Annotated in this window: 15 protein-coding genes and 2 pseudogenes; all 17 read right to left on the bottom strand. The window is 42.5% G+C overall.

Annotated features, from left to right (window positions below):
• Positions 1–10: 10 nt before the first annotated feature.
• The 17 genes and pseudogenes from DW059_RS08600 to DW059_RS08520 all read right to left on the bottom strand — a co-directional run bounded on the left by DW059_RS08600 (position 11) and on the right by DW059_RS08520 (position 17855).
• The gene (locus DW059_RS08600) at positions 11–325 is read right to left on the bottom strand and encodes a 4Fe-4S dicluster domain-containing protein (RefSeq protein ID WP_117698501.1); all 315 of its coding nucleotides are present in this window, start codon (positions 323–325) and stop codon (positions 11–13) included.
• Positions 309–2021: an adenylyl-sulfate reductase subunit alpha gene (locus DW059_RS08595; protein ID WP_117698500.1), complete on the bottom strand. Its 1713-nt coding sequence runs from the start codon at positions 2019–2021 to the stop codon at positions 309–311. Before DW059_RS08595 ends, DW059_RS08600 begins: the two co-directional genes overlap by 17 nt.
• A 6-nt stretch (positions 2022–2027) precedes the next feature.
• A complete protein-coding gene (locus DW059_RS08590) occupies positions 2028–3089 on the bottom strand; it encodes an ABC transporter ATP-binding protein (protein WP_117698499.1) in 1062 nt (353 codons plus the stop codon).
• A 1-nt stretch (position 3090) separates the two neighbouring features.
• Positions 3091–3954: a sulfate ABC transporter permease gene (locus DW059_RS08585; protein WP_117698498.1), complete on the bottom strand. Its 864-nt coding sequence runs from the start codon at positions 3952–3954 to the stop codon at positions 3091–3093.
• Between the two features lie 12 nt (positions 3955–3966).
• The gene (cysT, locus tag DW059_RS08580; RefSeq protein ID WP_117698497.1) at positions 3967–4815 is read right to left on the bottom strand and encodes a sulfate ABC transporter permease subunit CysT; all 849 of its coding nucleotides are present in this window, start codon (positions 4813–4815) and stop codon (positions 3967–3969) included.
• A gap of 14 nt (positions 4816–4829) precedes the next feature.
• On the bottom strand, positions 4830–5795 hold the full coding sequence (locus DW059_RS08575; RefSeq protein ID WP_242986180.1) for a sulfate ABC transporter substrate-binding protein: 966 nt from the start codon (positions 5793–5795) through the stop codon (positions 4830–4832).
• Positions 5796–5908: 113 nt separating this feature from the next.
• Positions 5909–6841, bottom strand: coding sequence for a cysteine synthase A (cysK, locus tag DW059_RS08570; protein WP_117698496.1), 933 nt, complete (start codon positions 6839–6841; stop codon positions 5909–5911).
• Positions 6842–6971: 130 nt separating this feature from the next.
• Positions 6972–8441 (bottom strand): uroporphyrinogen-III C-methyltransferase, encoded by a 1470-nt coding sequence (cobA, locus tag DW059_RS08565; protein ID WP_117698495.1) that lies wholly within the window; start codon positions 8439–8441, stop codon positions 6972–6974.
• A gap of 48 nt (positions 8442–8489) precedes the next feature.
• On the bottom strand, positions 8490–9509 hold the full coding sequence (locus tag DW059_RS08560) for an ABC transporter substrate-binding protein (protein WP_117698494.1): 1020 nt from the start codon (positions 9507–9509) through the stop codon (positions 8490–8492).
• 200 nt (positions 9510–9709) lie between these two features.
• On the bottom strand, positions 9710–10357 hold the full coding sequence (locus tag DW059_RS08555) for a thiamine diphosphokinase (RefSeq protein WP_117698504.1): 648 nt from the start codon (positions 10355–10357) through the stop codon (positions 9710–9712).
• Between the two features lies 1 nt (position 10358).
• Positions 10359–11018, bottom strand: coding sequence for a ribulose-phosphate 3-epimerase (rpe, locus tag DW059_RS08550; RefSeq protein ID WP_117698493.1), 660 nt, complete (start codon positions 11016–11018; stop codon positions 10359–10361).
• 100 nt (positions 11019–11118) lie between these two features.
• Positions 11119–11997 (bottom strand): ribosome small subunit-dependent GTPase A, encoded by an 879-nt coding sequence (rsgA, locus tag DW059_RS08545; protein ID WP_117698492.1) that lies wholly within the window; start codon positions 11995–11997, stop codon positions 11119–11121.
• 8 nt (positions 11998–12005) lie between these two features.
• Complete coding sequence (gene pknB / locus DW059_RS08540; protein WP_117698491.1) at positions 12006–14069, bottom strand: Stk1 family PASTA domain-containing Ser/Thr kinase; 2064 nt, start codon at positions 14067–14069, stop codon at positions 12006–12008.
• Positions 14063–14806: a Stp1/IreP family PP2C-type Ser/Thr phosphatase gene (locus DW059_RS08535; protein WP_117698490.1), complete on the bottom strand. Its 744-nt coding sequence runs from the start codon at positions 14804–14806 to the stop codon at positions 14063–14065. The genes pknB and DW059_RS08535 overlap by 7 nt, the downstream gene beginning before the upstream one ends.
• A gap of 10 nt (positions 14807–14816) precedes the next feature.
• Complete coding sequence (gene rlmN, locus DW059_RS08530; protein WP_117698489.1) at positions 14817–15854, bottom strand: 23S rRNA (adenine(2503)-C(2))-methyltransferase RlmN; 1038 nt, start codon at positions 15852–15854, stop codon at positions 14817–14819.
• A pseudogene (gene rsmB, locus DW059_RS17810) lies at positions 15851–17159 on the bottom strand (16S rRNA (cytosine(967)-C(5))-methyltransferase RsmB). Before rsmB ends, rlmN begins: the two are co-directional and overlap by 4 nt.
• Positions 17152–17855: pseudogene (locus DW059_RS08520) on the bottom strand (zinc metallopeptidase). Before DW059_RS08520 ends, rsmB begins: the two co-directional pseudogenes overlap by 8 nt.
• Positions 17856–17870: the final 15 nt, after the last annotated feature.

Genomic DNA, 17870 nt, shown 5'->3' with positions numbered 1-17870 from the left:
TGGCGATTTATTAATATTGATTCGATTGCTTTCTGTCAATAACGATGGTTTCTACGCTGCCATCTCGTTTCTCTATCTTCCAGTCCAGATATTGTTCCCGGCTTGCTACACTCATCTTACTTCCCATGCCGCCCATATCTGCACCCAAGTAAAGTGCTATGGCATCTACCTTACATTCCTTAATACAGGAGCAACAGCCCCAGCAGTCCTTCGGATACAGCATACATGCCTTTCCGTCAGAACCCATTCCAATCAGTGTTCCCGGACAGACCTGACTGCATCTGCCACATCCCACACATTTACTTTGATTAATAGCTATGCTCATAGGTCTCACCTCGCTTTACTAATTCCCGGAAGAGCACTTGGATTTTTCCATTTTCTTTTCTGGTATTCACATATTTTAACCACTCATCACTCTTATCCGGATAATCTAAGTTTTCTGCAAAACTGTGCCAGCGGGTTTCCTTTCTGGCTCTCAGATGATAAATCAGTGTCTCACAGACCGTCAGCCGGTTCTTAAGCTCATAGACAAACATCAGCTCATGCATATTGGAAGCTCCAAGCTCCTTCGAAAGTTCCTTTAACTTTTCGATTTTCTCTTCTGCCAGATTCAACTGGTTTTCATTAAACTGATAATGATTACTGATTCCGCCTGCATAGGTATCCATTACCTTCTGCATAGCTTCCTCTAACTGTTCCGTATCATATAAGCCGGACTGATTTGTTAAAATCTTATCATACTCTTTTATCTTTTCTTCAAATCTGCTATCACAGAATGCTTTCTCTTCTCCGGTCATTTCATGGCTTGCAGCATTTTCTTCTACAAGGTCTTCTAACATTGCCTTTGCTGCAATCTCGCCCTCTACCATGGCTCCTGTTACATATTTCTGTGGACAGCCTCCTGCCACATCTCCGGCTGCATACAGTCCGTGAATCGTAGATTCTCTTCTGGTGTCAACCCAGTAACCACTGGCGGTATGTCCACCTACCACATACGGCTCGGTTCCTTCGATTTCCACATTCTGCTCACTTGGGTTCTTTCCCTGCTCAATCCATTTTAAGGTCTGGCTCGGTGCCATGTTAAGATAAGCTTTCTTTAATGAATCGTCCTGCTCTGCACTGATTCCTTCTGTCCGAAGATAACATGGACCATGTCCTAATAAATTCTCTTTTACGGTTCCATACACACGCTGTGAAGTGGTAAGTCCGTATTTTGTCTCATATACTTCGCCAAGGGCATTTACCTGTTTTGCTCCCACACCCTGTGCAATGGTTCCGGTCGGTGCGATGGTATCTTTGCAACGCAGTGCAATAAAACGCATTTCAAAAGTGGTCATCTCTGCTCCCGATTCAATTCCCATGGCATAACCGGCTCCGGTATTAAATGGCGGATACCACATCTTATGTCTGGAGAATCCCGGATTGTTCGGCCGGTAAAGACCGGATGCTCCACCGGTTGCACAAAGCACTTTCTTCGCCCGGATTTCTACTGCTGTCTTATTTTCAATGGAAAATCCCACTGCACCATAAATCCTGTTCTCCTTTACCAGATAATCGGTAATTGCCACCCGGTTTAATATGGTAACATTCGGCAGTGCTTCTACTGCAGAAGCAAGTAACGGCTTGATATTCTCACCGTTGATTTTGATATTCCGGTTTCCTCTTGCCACATATTTACCATTCTCATCTTTTAAAATGACAAGACCAAGCTTCTCCATTTTCTCTGTTACACGGTTTAAGCCCTCCGACATGGTAAGAAGTAAATCTTCTCTTACGATGCCGTCTGCATCCTTTTTGGCATAATCCACATAATCTTCCGGCTTTCTGCCCTCTACAATATATGCATTAATGGCATTTACTCCGGCTGCAAGACAGCCGCTTCTTTTGATGTTGGCTTTCTCTGCAATGATAACTTTCGCATCGGACTGTTCTGCAATGGTCAGTGCTGCATAACAGCCTGCGGTTCCACCGCCAATAATTAAAATGTCTGTATCCAATATTTTCCTGTTCTTAATTTCCATAGCAACTTAGATGTAGAATACATCATCCTCCTGCATTTCTTTATTTTCACAGAGATACGTCCGCTCTTTATCCAGCACATATAACCGGTAAATCAAAAGGCTTACCTTCTCTCCGATTTCAAGACTTTCTTTTTCTAATGGCCATTCACAGATTATCTCTATGCCGCCTACGTCTACCGTAACATCCAGACGGTTTCCACGGAATACGATATCCTTTACAATGCCATCCTGGGATGCACTCATATAGCGGTCAATTTTGCCAAATTTATGTATCTTTACAAATTCCGGTCGGATGACTGCTTTCGCTGCGCCCTCGATTTTATCAAATCCATGTAATTCTTCGTAATGTTCCACCAGGGAAGAACGTCCGATGAACTGTGCTACAAACGGAGTATCCGGTGTATTATAAATCTCTGCCGGTGTTCCAATCTGTTCGATGGTTCCGTGATTAGTAATGATAATCTCATCTGCCACCTCAACGGCTTCATCCTGGTCATGGGTTACGAAAATGCTGGTGATTCCAAGCTTTGTAACCACACTGCGAAGCCAGAGTCTTAATTCCGAACGAACTTTGGCATCAATTGCTGCAAACGGTTCATCCAAAAGCAGTACCTGTGGTCTTGGTGCCAGTGCCCTTGCAAAAGCAACTCTCTGCCGCTGTCCGCCGGACAACTGGTTCGGATACCGCTTCTCCATACCGGAAAGTCCGGTAATCTCCAAAAGCTCCATTACCCGCTTCTTAATCTCTTTCTTTGGCACCTTCTGAAGCTCCAGTCCAAATGCCACATTGTCATATACGGTCATATAGCGGAACAATGCGTAGTTCTGAAAAACAAATCCGATGCCTCGTTTGGAAGCCGGTACATCATTGACCCGTTTTCCGTCGATGTAAATATCTCCGGAATTTGGCATTTCCAGTCCTGCAATCATACGAAGCAGTGTTGTCTTTCCACTGCCGGATGGTCCAAGCAATGCCACCAGTTTTCCTTTTTCAATGCCAAAGCTGACATGATCAGAAGCTTTAAAACTGCCATATTGTTTGCATATATCTTTCATTTCAACATACATATCAGTGGCTCTCCCTTCTTGTTTTTGCCCGATATTCCAGAATATTTCGAAGGAATAATATGATAACTGCCAGAATAACCAAAAGCGAGGATACTGCAAATGCTGCAGTAACGGACTGCTCTGTACCCGACATATATAATGCATCGATTTCCAGTGGAAGTGTAAAGGTCTCTCCTCTTGTCTTTGACAGAGCATTGACCGCACCGAACTCTCCCAACGCTCTCGAGGTACAAAGAATGACTCCATAGAGCAATGCCCATTTCATCTGCGGGAAGGTAATCTTAAAAAAGATTTTCAGTCCGCCGGCTCCCATCAGGGCTGCTGCTTCCTCTTCGTCCTTGCCCTGGGCATTTAAAACCGGAATCACTTCCCTTGATACATAAGGGAATGTTACAAATACCGTTGCTAAAATAACGCCCGGAATTGCAAAAGCGATTCTGATATTTGTTCCAAAGAACTGGTTGATTGCCCGGATAAATGGATATGTCCAGCCCAGTCTTCCAAATGTCATCAAAAATGCCAGTCCCACGATAACCGGTGAAATGGAAAACGGAATATCGATTAAGGTTGCCAGCACCTGTTTTCCTCGGAAGGAAAACTTGGTTAAAAGCCAGGAAACACATAATCCAAAGAATGTGTTAATCACCACCGCTGCCACTGTTGCAATCAGAGTTACCTTTAAAGCACTCTTTACATAATCTGTCCGGATGGACTGCATGTAAAAGGCAAATCCTTCTTTTAAGGAACTTGCAATGATGCAGAGCAGCGGAAGAACCAGCATCAGGAACAGGAACAGTACACTGACTGTAATCAGAATATGACGCGTACGTTTTTTTCTTTTTTCCAGTTTTTCAAGCTCATTCATACTTTTCTCCTTCTATAACTGATTCGTGCGTTGCGCCTGCTTCATCTGAATGATATTCACTGCAAATAAAATAAGGAATGATATGATTAACATAACCAGTGCAATTGCTGTTGCAGAGGCATAATCGATATAATTTAATTTCTGCATAATAACATAGGAAATTACCTGTGTATGCTCCTTGGCACTATTGCCGGATATGTAGATAATGCTTCCATACTCTCCTACTCCTCTGGCAAATGCCAGACCAAATCCAGTTAAAATTGCCGGTTTCATCTCAGATAAGATTACCTTGAAAAATGTTTTCGACGGTGTCGCTCCAAGGATATAAGCTGCTTCTTCATACTGTCCATCCAATTTTTCCAATATTGGCTGAACGGAACGCACGACAAATGGAATTCCCACAAATACCAGTGCAATGACCAGTCCCACATGGGTATATGCTGCTTTTATTCCAAGGACTGCTAACGGCTTTCCGATGACTCCGGTGTCAGAATACATCTTTGATAAAGTAATACCTGCAACTGCAGTAGGCAGTGCAAATGGAAGTTCAATAAATCCATCTAAAATCCGTTTTCCCGGAAAATCATACCTGGTCAGCGTCCAGGCTAATATCACACCAAACACCACATTGATACATGCTGCTAAGAAAGAACATCCGATGCTGGTGGCAAATGCATATAATACATTTGACTTGGTCAGAAGTCCGAAAAATTCTGACAGAGATAACTTTAAGGAATATACCATTACGGATGCCAGTGGAATCAGTACAATCAGTGAAAGCATTGTAACTGTAATTCCAAGCGTTAAATGAAATCCCGGTATGACTCTGATTTTTTTATTTTTACGGAATCGTCTTTTCATACTTGCCTCTTCTTCTAGTAGTTATATATCTCATCGAACCAGGCATCATCATCAAAATAATCTTTGTATGCCTGATCCCAGCCACCAAAATCATCAATACTCCAAAGTGTCATCGTCAGATCAAAGGTATCTTCATATTCCTTTAAAATTTCCTGATTGGATGGACGGTAACCATTCTCTGCGGCGAGCCGCTGTGCATCATCTTCATATAAATAAGATAAATATGCTTCTGCCACATCTCTTGTTCCATTGAAATCTACATTATCATCTACCACTGCCACACTGGGCTGTGCTAAGATACTGACCGTCGGAGAAATCAGTTCATATTCTCCCGGATAATTCTTAAGTACTGTCATGGCTTCATTTTCCCATGCAATCAGTACATCGCCTTTTCCATTTTCCACAAAGGTGGTTGTGGAACCTCTTGCTCCGGAATCCATCACGGAAACGTTGGCATAAAGTTCTTTTAAGAATTCCTTTTGTTCTGCCTCACTATAATCCTTTTCCCTTGCATAGCTTAATGCTGCCAGAAAGTTCCAGCATGCACCGCCGCTGCTCTTCGGATCCGGCGTGATTACTTCAACACCCGGTTGAATCAAATCATCCCAGTCTTTGATATTTCTCTCATTTCCCTTTCGTACCAGAAAGACAATGGTTGAAGTATATGGTGCGGATTCATCCGGGAATTGATCCACCCAGCCCTCATTAATCAATCCGGTATCCTCTATCAACGAAATGTCATGTGCCAGTGCCAGTGTCACCACATCCGCATTACAACCTTCCACTACGGAACGTGCCTGCATGCCGGAGCCTCCATGAGACTGGATGACTTCCACTTTTTTTCCGGTTTCTGCTTCATAATGCTGTATGAACATTTTATTATATGCTTCATAAAACTCTCTGGTCGGATCATAGGAAACATTGGTTATGGTAATGACATCACTCTTTTGTCTGCCACATCCACTGAGCAGCAACATCATGACTGCAAATAAAAGTGCAGTGATGTGGTAACGATATGTAATTTTCTTTCCCTGCTGTTTTCTGCTCTTTTGCATGTCACCCAACATTTCCTTTCTATCTCTTTTCATTGATTTTATAATTCGAATAAAGAGGTGGATAAATACCGCTCTCCGCTGTCCGGCATTAAGATAACAATATTTTTATCTTTATTCTCCGGTCTGCCTGCCAGTTCTTCTGCTGCATGTAAGACTGCACCGGACGAGATTCCAATCAGGAGTCCATCCGTCTTTGCCACTTCTCTTGTGGTATCAAATGCCACATCATTATCTACCGGAATAATCTCATCAACCAGTGACAAATCCATAACCTTTGGAATAAATCCTGCGCCAATTCCCTGTATCTTATGTGGTCCCGGTTCTTTTCCGGAAAGAACGGCGGAAGTTGCAGGTTCTACTGCCACAATCTTAATGTCTGCTTTCTTTGCCTTTAAGCCTCTTGCTGTTCCGGTCAGTGTTCCACCGGTTCCTACAGAAGCTACAAAGATGTCTATCCTGCCATCCGTATCCCGCCAGATTTCCTCTGCGGTAGTAAGCTCATGGATTTTTGGATTGACCGGATTTTCAAACTGTTGCGGAATAAATGCATTTCCATATTCTTCTTTTAACTGGGCTGCCTTCTCAATTGCGCCCCGCATGCCAAGCCGTCCCTGGGTCAGTACCACTTCTGCTCCCAGTGCTGTTACAATCTTTCTTCGCTCAACACTCATGGTATCCGGCATGGTTAAAATCAGATGCAGCTTCTTTGCCGCACATACAAATGCCAGCCCGATTCCGGTATTGCCACTGGTCGGCTCTATAATAACGGTCTTGTCATTAATCAGCCCATCTTTTATTCCCTGTTCTATCATTGCTTCTGCCACACGGTCTTTTACGCTGCCCAATGGATTAAAATACTCAAGCTTTGCTAAAAGGTGTGCCGGAAGATGCTTTGCTTCTTCGTAATTTTTCAGTTCCAGTATTGGTGTATTACCAACTAATTCTGTCAGAGATTGTGCTATTTTCGCCATTTCCTTTTTTCTCCTTCCCTGTAACTATTTACCATAATACCCTATAATTCATATATGGTCAATAGGAAAAGTAAGAAATTTTTTTCAGGACCTCGTTTTTCCGAAAAGTCCTGAATTTTTTTTCTTTTTCTTACTCCGGTAAACGGACGGTATCTCCTACCACAATCACTGCCGGCATTGGAATCTGTTTCTCCTGCACTTCTTTTTCGATGGTAAGAAGTGTTCCATAGGCTGCCCGGCTGCTTCCATCAGAAGTTCCATGAATTACTGCTACCGGTGTCTCTGCCTCTGCACCGCCGTTTTGTAATTCTCTTACAATCTCCGCAAGTCTTGTGTATCCCATCAGAAAGACACAGGTTCCATCCATGGCAGCCATTTTGTGAATCTCATCTTTTAATGATTCCTCATCTCCGGCAAAATGCCCGGTCATTACATGAAAGCTCCGGCTGACCTTCCGCTCCGTCACCGGAATTCCGGCAAGCTCCGGCACTGCAATGCAGGAGGAAATGCCGGGAATTACTTCTGTTTCAATGCCTTCCTCCGTCAGTGCGTCTACTTCTTCATTTCCTCTGCCAAAGACAAATGGGTCACCGCCTTTTAACCTTACAACATGCACACCTTCTCTTGCCTTCTCTATCAGCAGCATATTAATCTCTTCCTGCTTCATGCTGTGTCTGCCACTGCGTTTTCCTACACAGATTTTTTCACAGTTTTCAATGGTAAAATCAAGAAGCCTTGTATCAATTAACGCATCATAAATCAGCACCTGTGCTTTTCTGATTTCCTGCATGCCGCGCAGTGTTATGTATTCATAGGACAGACAACCGGCTCCCACCAGAACTACCTTTCCTGGTGATATTTTTCTATCTGAATATACATCTTTTCCAGATTGCGTCTCCCTATCCGAAGGTGCTCCTTTATCCGAAAGTACATCTTTTGATGTCTTGTTTCGATAATTTTCCAGTAAAATTTCGCATTCAGTTTCTGTCAGGGGACGTCCTTTTCCCATACACACATCTGCCAATTCCATCAGAAAAGCAGCTCTCTTTTTGTCATCTTCGATTGCCATTTTTGCAAAAGGACGAATCTTTTCAAGATAATCCAAGATTTCTTCCATCCGCTCCGGGATGTCTGCGCTTAACCGGGCACGGAACGTGGTTGCTACTCTTGGACTTGCTCCTTCGGTAGAAATGCCGATACTGAGCTTTCCTTCCCGAATCAGTGACGGGAACAGGAATCCACATTTTTCCTTATCATCTACAACATTTACCAGAATATTCCTCTCTTCACAAAGCTTTGCAATCCTTGCATTCAATGTTTCATCCGAGGTTGCCACAATAACAAAATCCATTTTTTCCAGATTTGTAGTTTCAAAATCCCGCTCGGATAAAATAAGTTCCGACGTATCTGCGTTCTTTTTTCTTTTCTCTTTTATTTCTTCGGAAAGTTTCCAGATTCCATCATCAATCTTTGGTGCAACAACCAGAAGCTCTGGTTCATAAGGCAGCAGCTTTCTTACCTTGCGTTCTGCTACAATACCGCCACCGACAATCAGTCCTCTTTTTCCTTTTAGTTCCACAAAAAATGGAAAATATCCCATCCCGCTTCTCCTTTATTGCCTATACTCTGTCACTTAAGTTTCTGCGTCTTAGTTTTCCTGATATAAAATGTCTGCCAGTTCTTTATACGCTTCTCCCCAGCGGGCATTTGGTTTCAGGTTGTAAAGCCGTTTATCCAGTACATAATAGTGATTCTCTTTCACTGCAGTAAGACTGCTCCATACCGGACTGTTAATTAATGTTTCCTGCACATTTTCCAGTGCCGCATCTGTATCGGTTCCCTGTGTAGTCACGAAAATATAATCCGGATCTGCGGTTACGATTGCTTCAAGGCTCAGATTATCCAATAATCCGCTGTCGCTGTCTGCAATATTCACACATCCCAAATCCTTTAACAGCTCACCACCTACGCTGCCTTCACTTCCTTTGGCTTTTACACCACTTGCTGCTGCACGTAAAAATAATACGCTTGGATGGGAATCATCTACCCTTGCCTTGATTTCTTCAATCTGTTTCTGAACCTCAAGTCCGTTTTTCTCATATAAATCTTTTCTTCCGGTAATATCTGTGCAAATGTCTAACATCTGAAGATATGCGTCAAAATCAGATACATCAAAATATGCTACTGTAACGCCTGCTTCTGTCAGCATATTTTCCATCTCCACATTAGAAGTAGTATTGGTGCTTGCAATTACAAGATCCGGCTGTGCGGCAAGCAATGCTTCTGTATTTGGCTCCTGAATACTTCCAAGATTTACCACATCATCTCCTAAGTCAAGGTCTAATGACTCCCAGGAGTCATTGGCTGTTGCCACCAGTTCACCACCGGATAATAACCAGACATCTGCAAAGCTTCCAATCATGGCTGCCACACGGTCATGGGAAGTTACGGTTACATCTCTTCCCAGTGCATCCGTAAAAGTAATCGGATTCTCTTCACTGGCTCCCTCTGTCACATTTTCTGTGCTCTCTATTACCTCAGTCGCAGACTGCTGTTCTGTGCTTAAAGTATCTTTTGCATCCTTATTTCCACATCCTGTCAGTGCTGTAAACATTAATATTACACCAAGACCGAGTGTTGTTAATTTTGTTCTTACGCTTCTGTTCATTTTTTCTTTTCATCCTTTTCCTATTTATTTACTATGAATTGTATTGTACTATATTTTTTTAATTTGTCAAGATAGAAACGGTCTTTCCGTTAAAAGAATAATGGCACAGTCTATCCGCTCCAATACAAGCATAAAGCCTGAAGAAGCTTAATAACAAAAAAGAGACCTCTTCTGTCTTACAGAATTCAGTCTCTCAAAAATCAGTCTCTCGATTCAATCATAATCAATATTCCGTTTTCTAAATCTATCACAGCTTCGTCCGCTACAATTTCATTGCTGACACCCAGTGTATTATCGCTGGTAAATGCTGCATCCTGCAGAGGATATTTCATTCCGGTCAATGTTACTCCGGTTACTTCTGTTGTAAGAGGAAGTAAGGATACATACTTTCCGAACTGCTGACTCTTTTGAAGAACCGCGCGCTCTTTCAACAGACGAATCCGGTTATGGGAATCTATGAGAAAACACGGAATATCTTTTGCCAGCGGCTGCATCAGAAGCTGTATATTGCCTAACACATGGTCAAGCCTTGTACCGGTGCCACCTAATATATGGATTTCGCTGCTGTTTCGCTCCATAGCTTTTCCGATGGCAATTTCAGAATCGGTATAATCCTTCTCCGGCTGATACTGGTGCCACTCAATGCCGCTTTGCCGTCGAAATGCTTCCAATATGGTTTTGTCTGCCGAATCATAATCTCCTAATATGACATCCGGTTTTATCTGATTGCGGTAACAGAATTCCATGCCACGGTCTGCTGCTAAGATACAATCCGGTTTTACCCGCTCTATATAACTTAATGCAAATGCATCCTCTATGGTTCCGCCATTGATAATCAATGTTTTCATCTTATTTACCACCATTAATGAGATTTAAGAAACATCTGGTGTTCTCTTCCGCATCTCCGCCAAAAACTGCGCTTCCGGCAACAATAATATTTGCTCCTGCATCCATCAATGTTTCAACATTGGAAAGGTTTACGCCGCCATCTACTTCAATATCAATCTTTAACTGACGCTCCTGCACCATTTTCTTTAACTGACGCACTTTATCGATAGTATAAGGAATCAGCTTCTGTCCGCCAAAGCCCGGATTTACTGTCATGATTAATACCATATCCACTTTTTCTAAAATATGTTCAATGGCAGTTAATGGTGTAGCAGGATTTAATGCTACTCCTGCAATGATGCCACGTTCCTTAATAGCTTCAATGGTCCGGTCTAAATGCTTACAGCTTTCTGCATGCACCGTAATCAAATCGGCTCCACAGTCTACCAGCTCATCAATATAACGGATTGGCTCATCAATCATCAGATGAACATCAAATATTTTATCGGTGCATTTTCGAATGGAGCGGATTACCGGCATTCCAAAAGAAATGCTTGGCACAAAGCTTCCATCCATTACATCGATATGAATGTACTGCGCCCCGGCTTCATCTACCGTCTTAATCTCTTCTCCTAATTTACTAAAATCTGCTGATAAAATAGATGGGGATAAACAATTCATCGTCTGATTCCTTTCTGTATCTGATATTTCTTTCGTATCTTATTTGGCTGTACTTTATTTTCGATATCCTATTTTCTATCTCTTTCGATACTCTAATTATTTAATACTTCTTTCTGTCCTTTAATTCTCCATAAAGCTGGCAGTAATTCTCATAACGCACCGGATGAATCTTTCCTTCTGATAAAGCTTCTTTGACTCCGCAGTCCGGCTCACTGATATGGGAACAGCCCTGAAATCTGCAATACGGTTCAAAGGCTGCAAACTCCGGATAACAATCCTGCAATTCTTCCTTCTCCATTTCCGGAAGATAAAGAGAACTAAATCCCGGTGTATCCATGATATAACCATCGCCCTTAAGCTGAATCAGTTCTGCATGTCTTGTGGTATGCCGGCCGCGCTCTATCTTCTTACTGATTTCACCGGTTTCCATACAGGCTTCCGGTGCTAAAAGATTAATAAGTGAAGATTTTCCCACTCCGGAAGGTCCTGCTACCGTTGTAGTCTTTCCTTCTAATATTTTCTGAAGTTCTTTCAGTCCCAGTTCCTTTTTTGCACTGACAAAGAGTATCTTGCAGCCGCTTGCTTCATAAATAGATGCAATCTCCTGCTGCTGTTCTTCAGTAATCAAATCACACTTATTAAAACAAAGGATTACCGGAACATCCTGCCGTCCCATCATCACCAGAAAGCGGTCTAAAAGATTAAAATTCGGATTGGGACTTGCCGCCGCAAAAATCAAAAGAGCCTGGTCTACATTGGCAACTGCCGGACGAATCAGTGCATTTTTTCTAGGAAGAATTGCTGCGACATTTCCGGTCTTCTTTTCTTCTGAAATAATATCAATCTCTACATCATCTCCCACCAGCGGTTTCATCTTCTGCTGGCGGAATATTCCTTTTGCCTTACATTCATAAATTCCGGATTCCACTACATGAACGTAGTAGAATCCGGAAATTCCTTTGACTATTTTTCCCTGCATGTGCATCCTTATTTTTCAGTAAAGTTTACAGAGGTCGATACCACATTGGTTCCTGTTGTACCATCTTCGTTGGTATATGTCCAGTCAACCTCAAGGGTACCGCTGCTCATATTTTTAATATTATCTACATTCACAGAACCAGGTGTTGTTCCCTCGAAGGTTGTTGTCCAGAGGGTACTTCCATCAGAACCTTTCAGTGTAACGGTTCCGCCGGTATAATTCTTGCCATCCTGCGGTACTGCTAATGTATCACTCTTATAAGAATAGTATGTGGTCTTCTTGCCTAAACTGATGGTCAGGGTAACGGTTGTTCCACGGTCAACAAATTTGCCATTTACCGGATCCTGACTGATAACAAGGCCTTCTGCCACATCATCACTGTAATCGGTCTTGGTTGTAACATTTAAGCCTGCACCGGTTAATTCATTTTTCGCATCAGTTTCTGAGTGTCCTCTGACATCCGGTACCTGTACGCTTTCAATACCACGGCTCAAAATCAGGGTAATGGTATCACCCTTCTTCGCATTGGTTCCGATATCCGGTGTAGTCTTGATAACATAATCCTGCTGTACGGTATCGCTGTAATCATAATCCGTGCTTACCTTAAAGCCCATATCCTCTAATTTTTTCTGTGCTTCCGAAGACTTATAACCGGCTACGTCAGGAATCGGAACATCTCCTGCTCCGCTGCTGATACGGACAGTAACGGTATCGCCAGCCTTTACAGATTCACCCTTCTTCACACTCTGCTCGGCAATCTGTCCTTCCTCATAATCATCAGAGGAAATCTCCTCGCCTTCTTCTAACTTGATATCAAGCTTCTTATCTTTGATTTCATTCTGTGCTTCTTCAAAAGTAAGACCACGCAAATCAATCATTTCGATTTTATCTTCGGTGTCTGTTTCGGTTTCTGTTGCAATCTCTGTCTCGGTATCATTTTTCTTGTTGCCGCCAAATCGGAAAATTCCAAGGATATTACCAACCAGGCAAATGACGATTCCTACGATGATAACTGCAGCGACAATTCCCATAATAGTAACTGCTTTTTCCATCTTCGGATTGAGAATTCCATTCTCCTTCTCCTCATCCTCTGTTAATTCATCCTCATCCGGTTCTTCTTCCTCTCCTGCTTCTTCCTCTTCATCATAGGAAACTTTTCCGGAGCCTTCCCGGATCTGCTCTAATTCATCCTGTCCGATGACTCTTGTCTTATCATTGCTGCCAAGTGGAACCATGGTAACAAAATCTTCATTCGGACTAATCAGACATTTCTTTAAATCAATCAACAGTTCGCCCATATTCTCATAACGGCGGTCCGGGTTCTTCTGTGTACATTTTAAAATAATCTTCTCCAAGCTGATTGGAAGGTCCGGTGTATACGCGGTTGGTGGAACCATTTCTTCCTGTAAATGCTGGATTGCTACTGCAACGGTAGTATCTCCATCAAAAGGAACTCTTCCGGTTACCATTTCATACATGACAATTCCAAGAGAATAAATATCACTCTTGCCATCTACGAAACCGTTTCTTGCCTGCTCCGGAGAAGAATAATGTACGGAACCCATAACATCAGAATTAATGGTGTTGGAAGTTGCTGCACGGGCAATTCCAAAATCGGTTACCTTTACTTTTCCTTCTGTGGAAATAATAATATTCTGTGGCTTGATATCACGGTGCACAATATTCTTATTGTGTGCAGCCTCAATACCTCTGCCTACCTGAATGGCAATGCTGACTGCTTCTTTGTAAGTCAGTTTGCCTTTCTTCTCAATATATGTCTTTAATGTGATTCCATCCACATACTCCATGACAATATAATGCATGCCGTTTTCACTTCCGACATCATAGATATTTACGATGTTTGGATGCTCTAAGCCTGCTGCTGACTGTGCCTCTGTACGGAACTTTGTCACAAAATTAACATCTTCACTGAATTCCTGCTTTAAAACTTTAATTGCCACAAAACGTCCTAAGACATGATCCTTTGCCTTATAAACATCAGACATTCCGCCTGCGCCTATTTTTCCAATAATTTCATAACGTTCTGCGATAAACATTCCCTCTGTTAACATATCTTCACCTCATCCGAAAATGGTTTTATTACAATTACTGTAATGTTGTCTTTACCGCCATTTTCATTGGCAGTCTTTACCAGTCTTTCTGCTTGTTCTGCAATATCACGCTGACTGAGCATAATATTTCTGATATCTGCATCCTCTACCATGTTGGTTAATCCATCGGTACACATAAGTATTTCGTCTTCCGGATCCAGATTAATCTCAAAGAAATCCACATCCACTTCCGGGACTGCTCCGATTGCCCTTGTAATAATGTTTTTATCACGGTGATTCCGGGCTGTTTCTTTGTCCATCTCACCCATCCGCACCATTTCTTCTACCAGCGAATGGTCTTTCGTAATCTGCCTGATTTCCTGATTTACTACATATAGTCTGCTATCTCCCACATTGGCAACCGTAAGCACGTTGTCATGAATAGTACAAATTACCAGAGTAGTTCCCATTCCCTTCATTTCCTCATGGTTATTCGCTTCCTCTAACAGCATGGTATTTGCCTGCTTTACTGCAGACGCAATAATTGCAGCCGGCTCTGACAATGTCGACTCACGAATCAGCTTCTCCAATGTCTCTACCGTATATCTGGAAGCATAATCTCCTGCTTTATGTCCTCCCATTCCATCTGCAACAATGAAAAGATTTGGCAGATTACCAATCGGCTGCTCAGAGGAAAAGACATAGTCCTGATTGGAGCTGCGCTTTTGTCCGATATCTGTAATTGAAAAAGTCTTCATGATAGTCCACCTACCTTTCTAAAAATTTCTTTCTTAACTGTCCACAGGCACCATCAATATCTCTGCCCATTTCCCTTCTAATAGTAACATTAATTCCGTTTTTTTCAAGTTTATTTTTAAATTTGAGGATTTCCTCATGGTCTGACTGCACATAATCCCGCTCTTTAATGGGATTTACCGGAATCAGATTAATGTGGCAGTTCATGCCGGAAACCAGCTTAACCAGCCGCTCTGCATCCTCATCCGTATCATTGACGCCGCCCACCAGACTGTACTCAAAAGTGAGTCTTCGTCCTGTCTTGTCAAAATAATATCTGCAGGCATCTAAGACCTCGGAAAGCTCATAACTGTTGGCAACCGGCATCAGCTCTTTCCTCTTTTCCTGTGAGGATGCATGCAGGGAAAGTGCCAGTGTAATCTGAAGTTTCAAATCAGCGAGCTGCTTCATCTGTGGCACCAGTCCACAGGTAGATACCGTAAGATTTCTCTGGCTGATATGAAGTCCATGCTCGTCTGTCAGCAGTTCAATGAATTTTACAATATTATCATAATTATCCATAGGTTCTCCGCTTCCCATGACTACCACATTGGAAATACGTTCTCCGATGCTCTCCTGAATCCGGTATATCTGCTCTAAGATTTCCGATGGTGTCAGATTACGCACCAGTCCGTCCAGTGTGGATGCACAGAACCGGCAGCCCATACGGCAGCCCACCTGGGAAGAAACACATACGGAATTGCCATGCTTATATTTCATCAGCACACTTTCTATCATATTCCCATCTGCCAATGCAAATAAGTACTTTCTCGTTCCGTCAATCTTCGAAATCTGTACCAGTTCTTCTTCTAATACTATAAGGTCTGCTTTCTCTTTTAATGTCTCCCTTAAATTCTTCGAAAGATTTGTCATTTCATCAAAGGAGGTGACATGATGGATGTGCATCCATTCATATATCTGCTTTGCCCGGAATTTCTTCTCTCCCAGAGACAAAAGAAATTCTTCTAATTCTTTTAAATTTAAGGATTTTACATCAACTTTTTCTATCATACATTATTTTTCCTTAATCTGGCAATGAAAAATCCATCACTGCCTAATTCATCCGGCAGAATCTGTTCCATGCTTTCTAATTCAAATTCTTTATGATTTGCCATAAACCATGCAACATTTTCTTCATTCTCTCCCACATCAATGGTGCAGGTACTGTAAATCATTCTGCCGCCCGGCTTCACATACTGATGTACCGTGGATAAAATCTCACGCTGTAATGCTATCAGTGATTTTATATCTTCCGGCTTCATCCGGTATTTGATATCCGGTTTTTTCCGGAGCACGCCCAGTCCGGAACATGGTAAATCGGCAATGACTATATCTGCTTTGCCGATACTGCCTTTATCTGATACACGGGCATCCCACTGTTCGGCTGTCATATTGGTCACCTGATGACGTTTGATATTCTCTTCTATCAAAGAGACTTTATACTCATTGACATCCCTGGTGATAACCCTGCCACTGCCGGAAAGCAGCTGTGCAATATGTATACTCTTTCCACCGGGTGCTCCGCACACATCAATGACAGTATCATTTGCTTTTACCTCTGCCGCCTCAGCCACCTTCATGGAGCTTAAATCCTGCACATAAAAAAGTCCTTCCGCAAATTCCGGAATGCTGCCAAGATAATCCACACCTCTTACATGCAATGCATAAGGAAGTTTTTCATCTATGTTCACTTCCATGCCACGATTTTTCAAGCGCTCCACCAAGCTTCTGGTGTAATCTTTGTAATATTACACCTTATGGTCAGTGGTTCTTCTTTCAAAAATGCTTCTGCTATCTTTTCAATCCGTTCTAAGGATAATTTTTCTCCCAGAGTGTAATCATCCATTCCGGGATGGAACAGGTTACGGATAAATACTGTTTATAAGCTTTTTCCTTATCCGGGTATATAATCTTATCAAGATTTCTTCCGATATTCCGAAGCACTCCATTGACAAATCCGGAAAGCTTTCCAAAGCCTTTTTTCTTTGCAAGCTTTACTGCTTCGTTGCAGGAAGCCGATACCGGAACACTGTCCATATATTTCATTTCGTAGACGGCACTCCGGATAATACAACGGATTACCGGCTTCATTTTATTCACCTTCACACTGGAAAACTGATTGATAATATAATCAAGCTCCAGCATGCGCTCCAGAGTACCCTCGCTGACTCTGGTAATAAAGCTGCGCTCCTGTTTCTCAAGATACTGATATTTGGTCAGTACATCAGAAATCGCCACATGGCTGTATATGCCATCCTTTGTTACCGCCAGCAAAATTGCAAGCACCAGTTCCCGGCTGTTCACCGAATCAGTCATCCCGTCGTCCTCCAAATAATAAAATCAGACGCAGTAACTGAAGAATCGCTGAAGCTGCTCCCGCTACATAGGTTAACGCTGCAGCTCCTAAAACTTTTCTCGTATAGCCCAGTTCCTGTTCTCCTAAGATTCCTGTCTCTCCAAGGATTCTTACTGCTCTTCTCGATGCATTAAATTCTACCGGAAGTGTACAATCTGAAATAATACTGCCAGTGAAAAGCAGATGATTCCTGCTGTAATCAATGCCTGACCACTGCGGCTGCTGATAAATAATCCAATCAGGATCAGCGGCCATGCCAGTGTAGAACCGATATTGGCTACCGGAACAATGGCACCACGAATGGTAAGCGGTGCATAATTCTTCTGATGCTGGATAGCATGTCCACACTCATGGGCTGCTACACCAACCGCCGCAACAGATGTCGAACCATAGACACTGTCTGAAAGACTTAAAGTCTTATTTCTCGGGTCATAATGGTCGGTAAGGTTTCCGGAAATATGGCGGATTTCCACATCATAAATGCCTGCTGCATTTAAGATTCTCTGTGCCGCCTGTGCCCCTGTCATTCCGGACATACTGCGGTATTTTGAATATTTTTTAAACGTATTGTTTACATGGGCAGATGCCAGAAGACAGATTACTGCACCAATAATTACCAAGAAATAAGTCGGGTCCCACCAATAATAATATGGCATATGAATTCCTCCTTT

This window comes from Roseburia sp. AF42-8 (assembly GCF_003435965.1).
In the GTDB taxonomy this organism is placed as follows: Bacteria; Bacillota; Clostridia; order Lachnospirales; family Lachnospiraceae; genus Roseburia_C; species Roseburia_C amylophila.
Note: the sequence above shows the minus strand (reverse complement) of the source record. Positions and strands in the feature narration are given on the sequence as shown.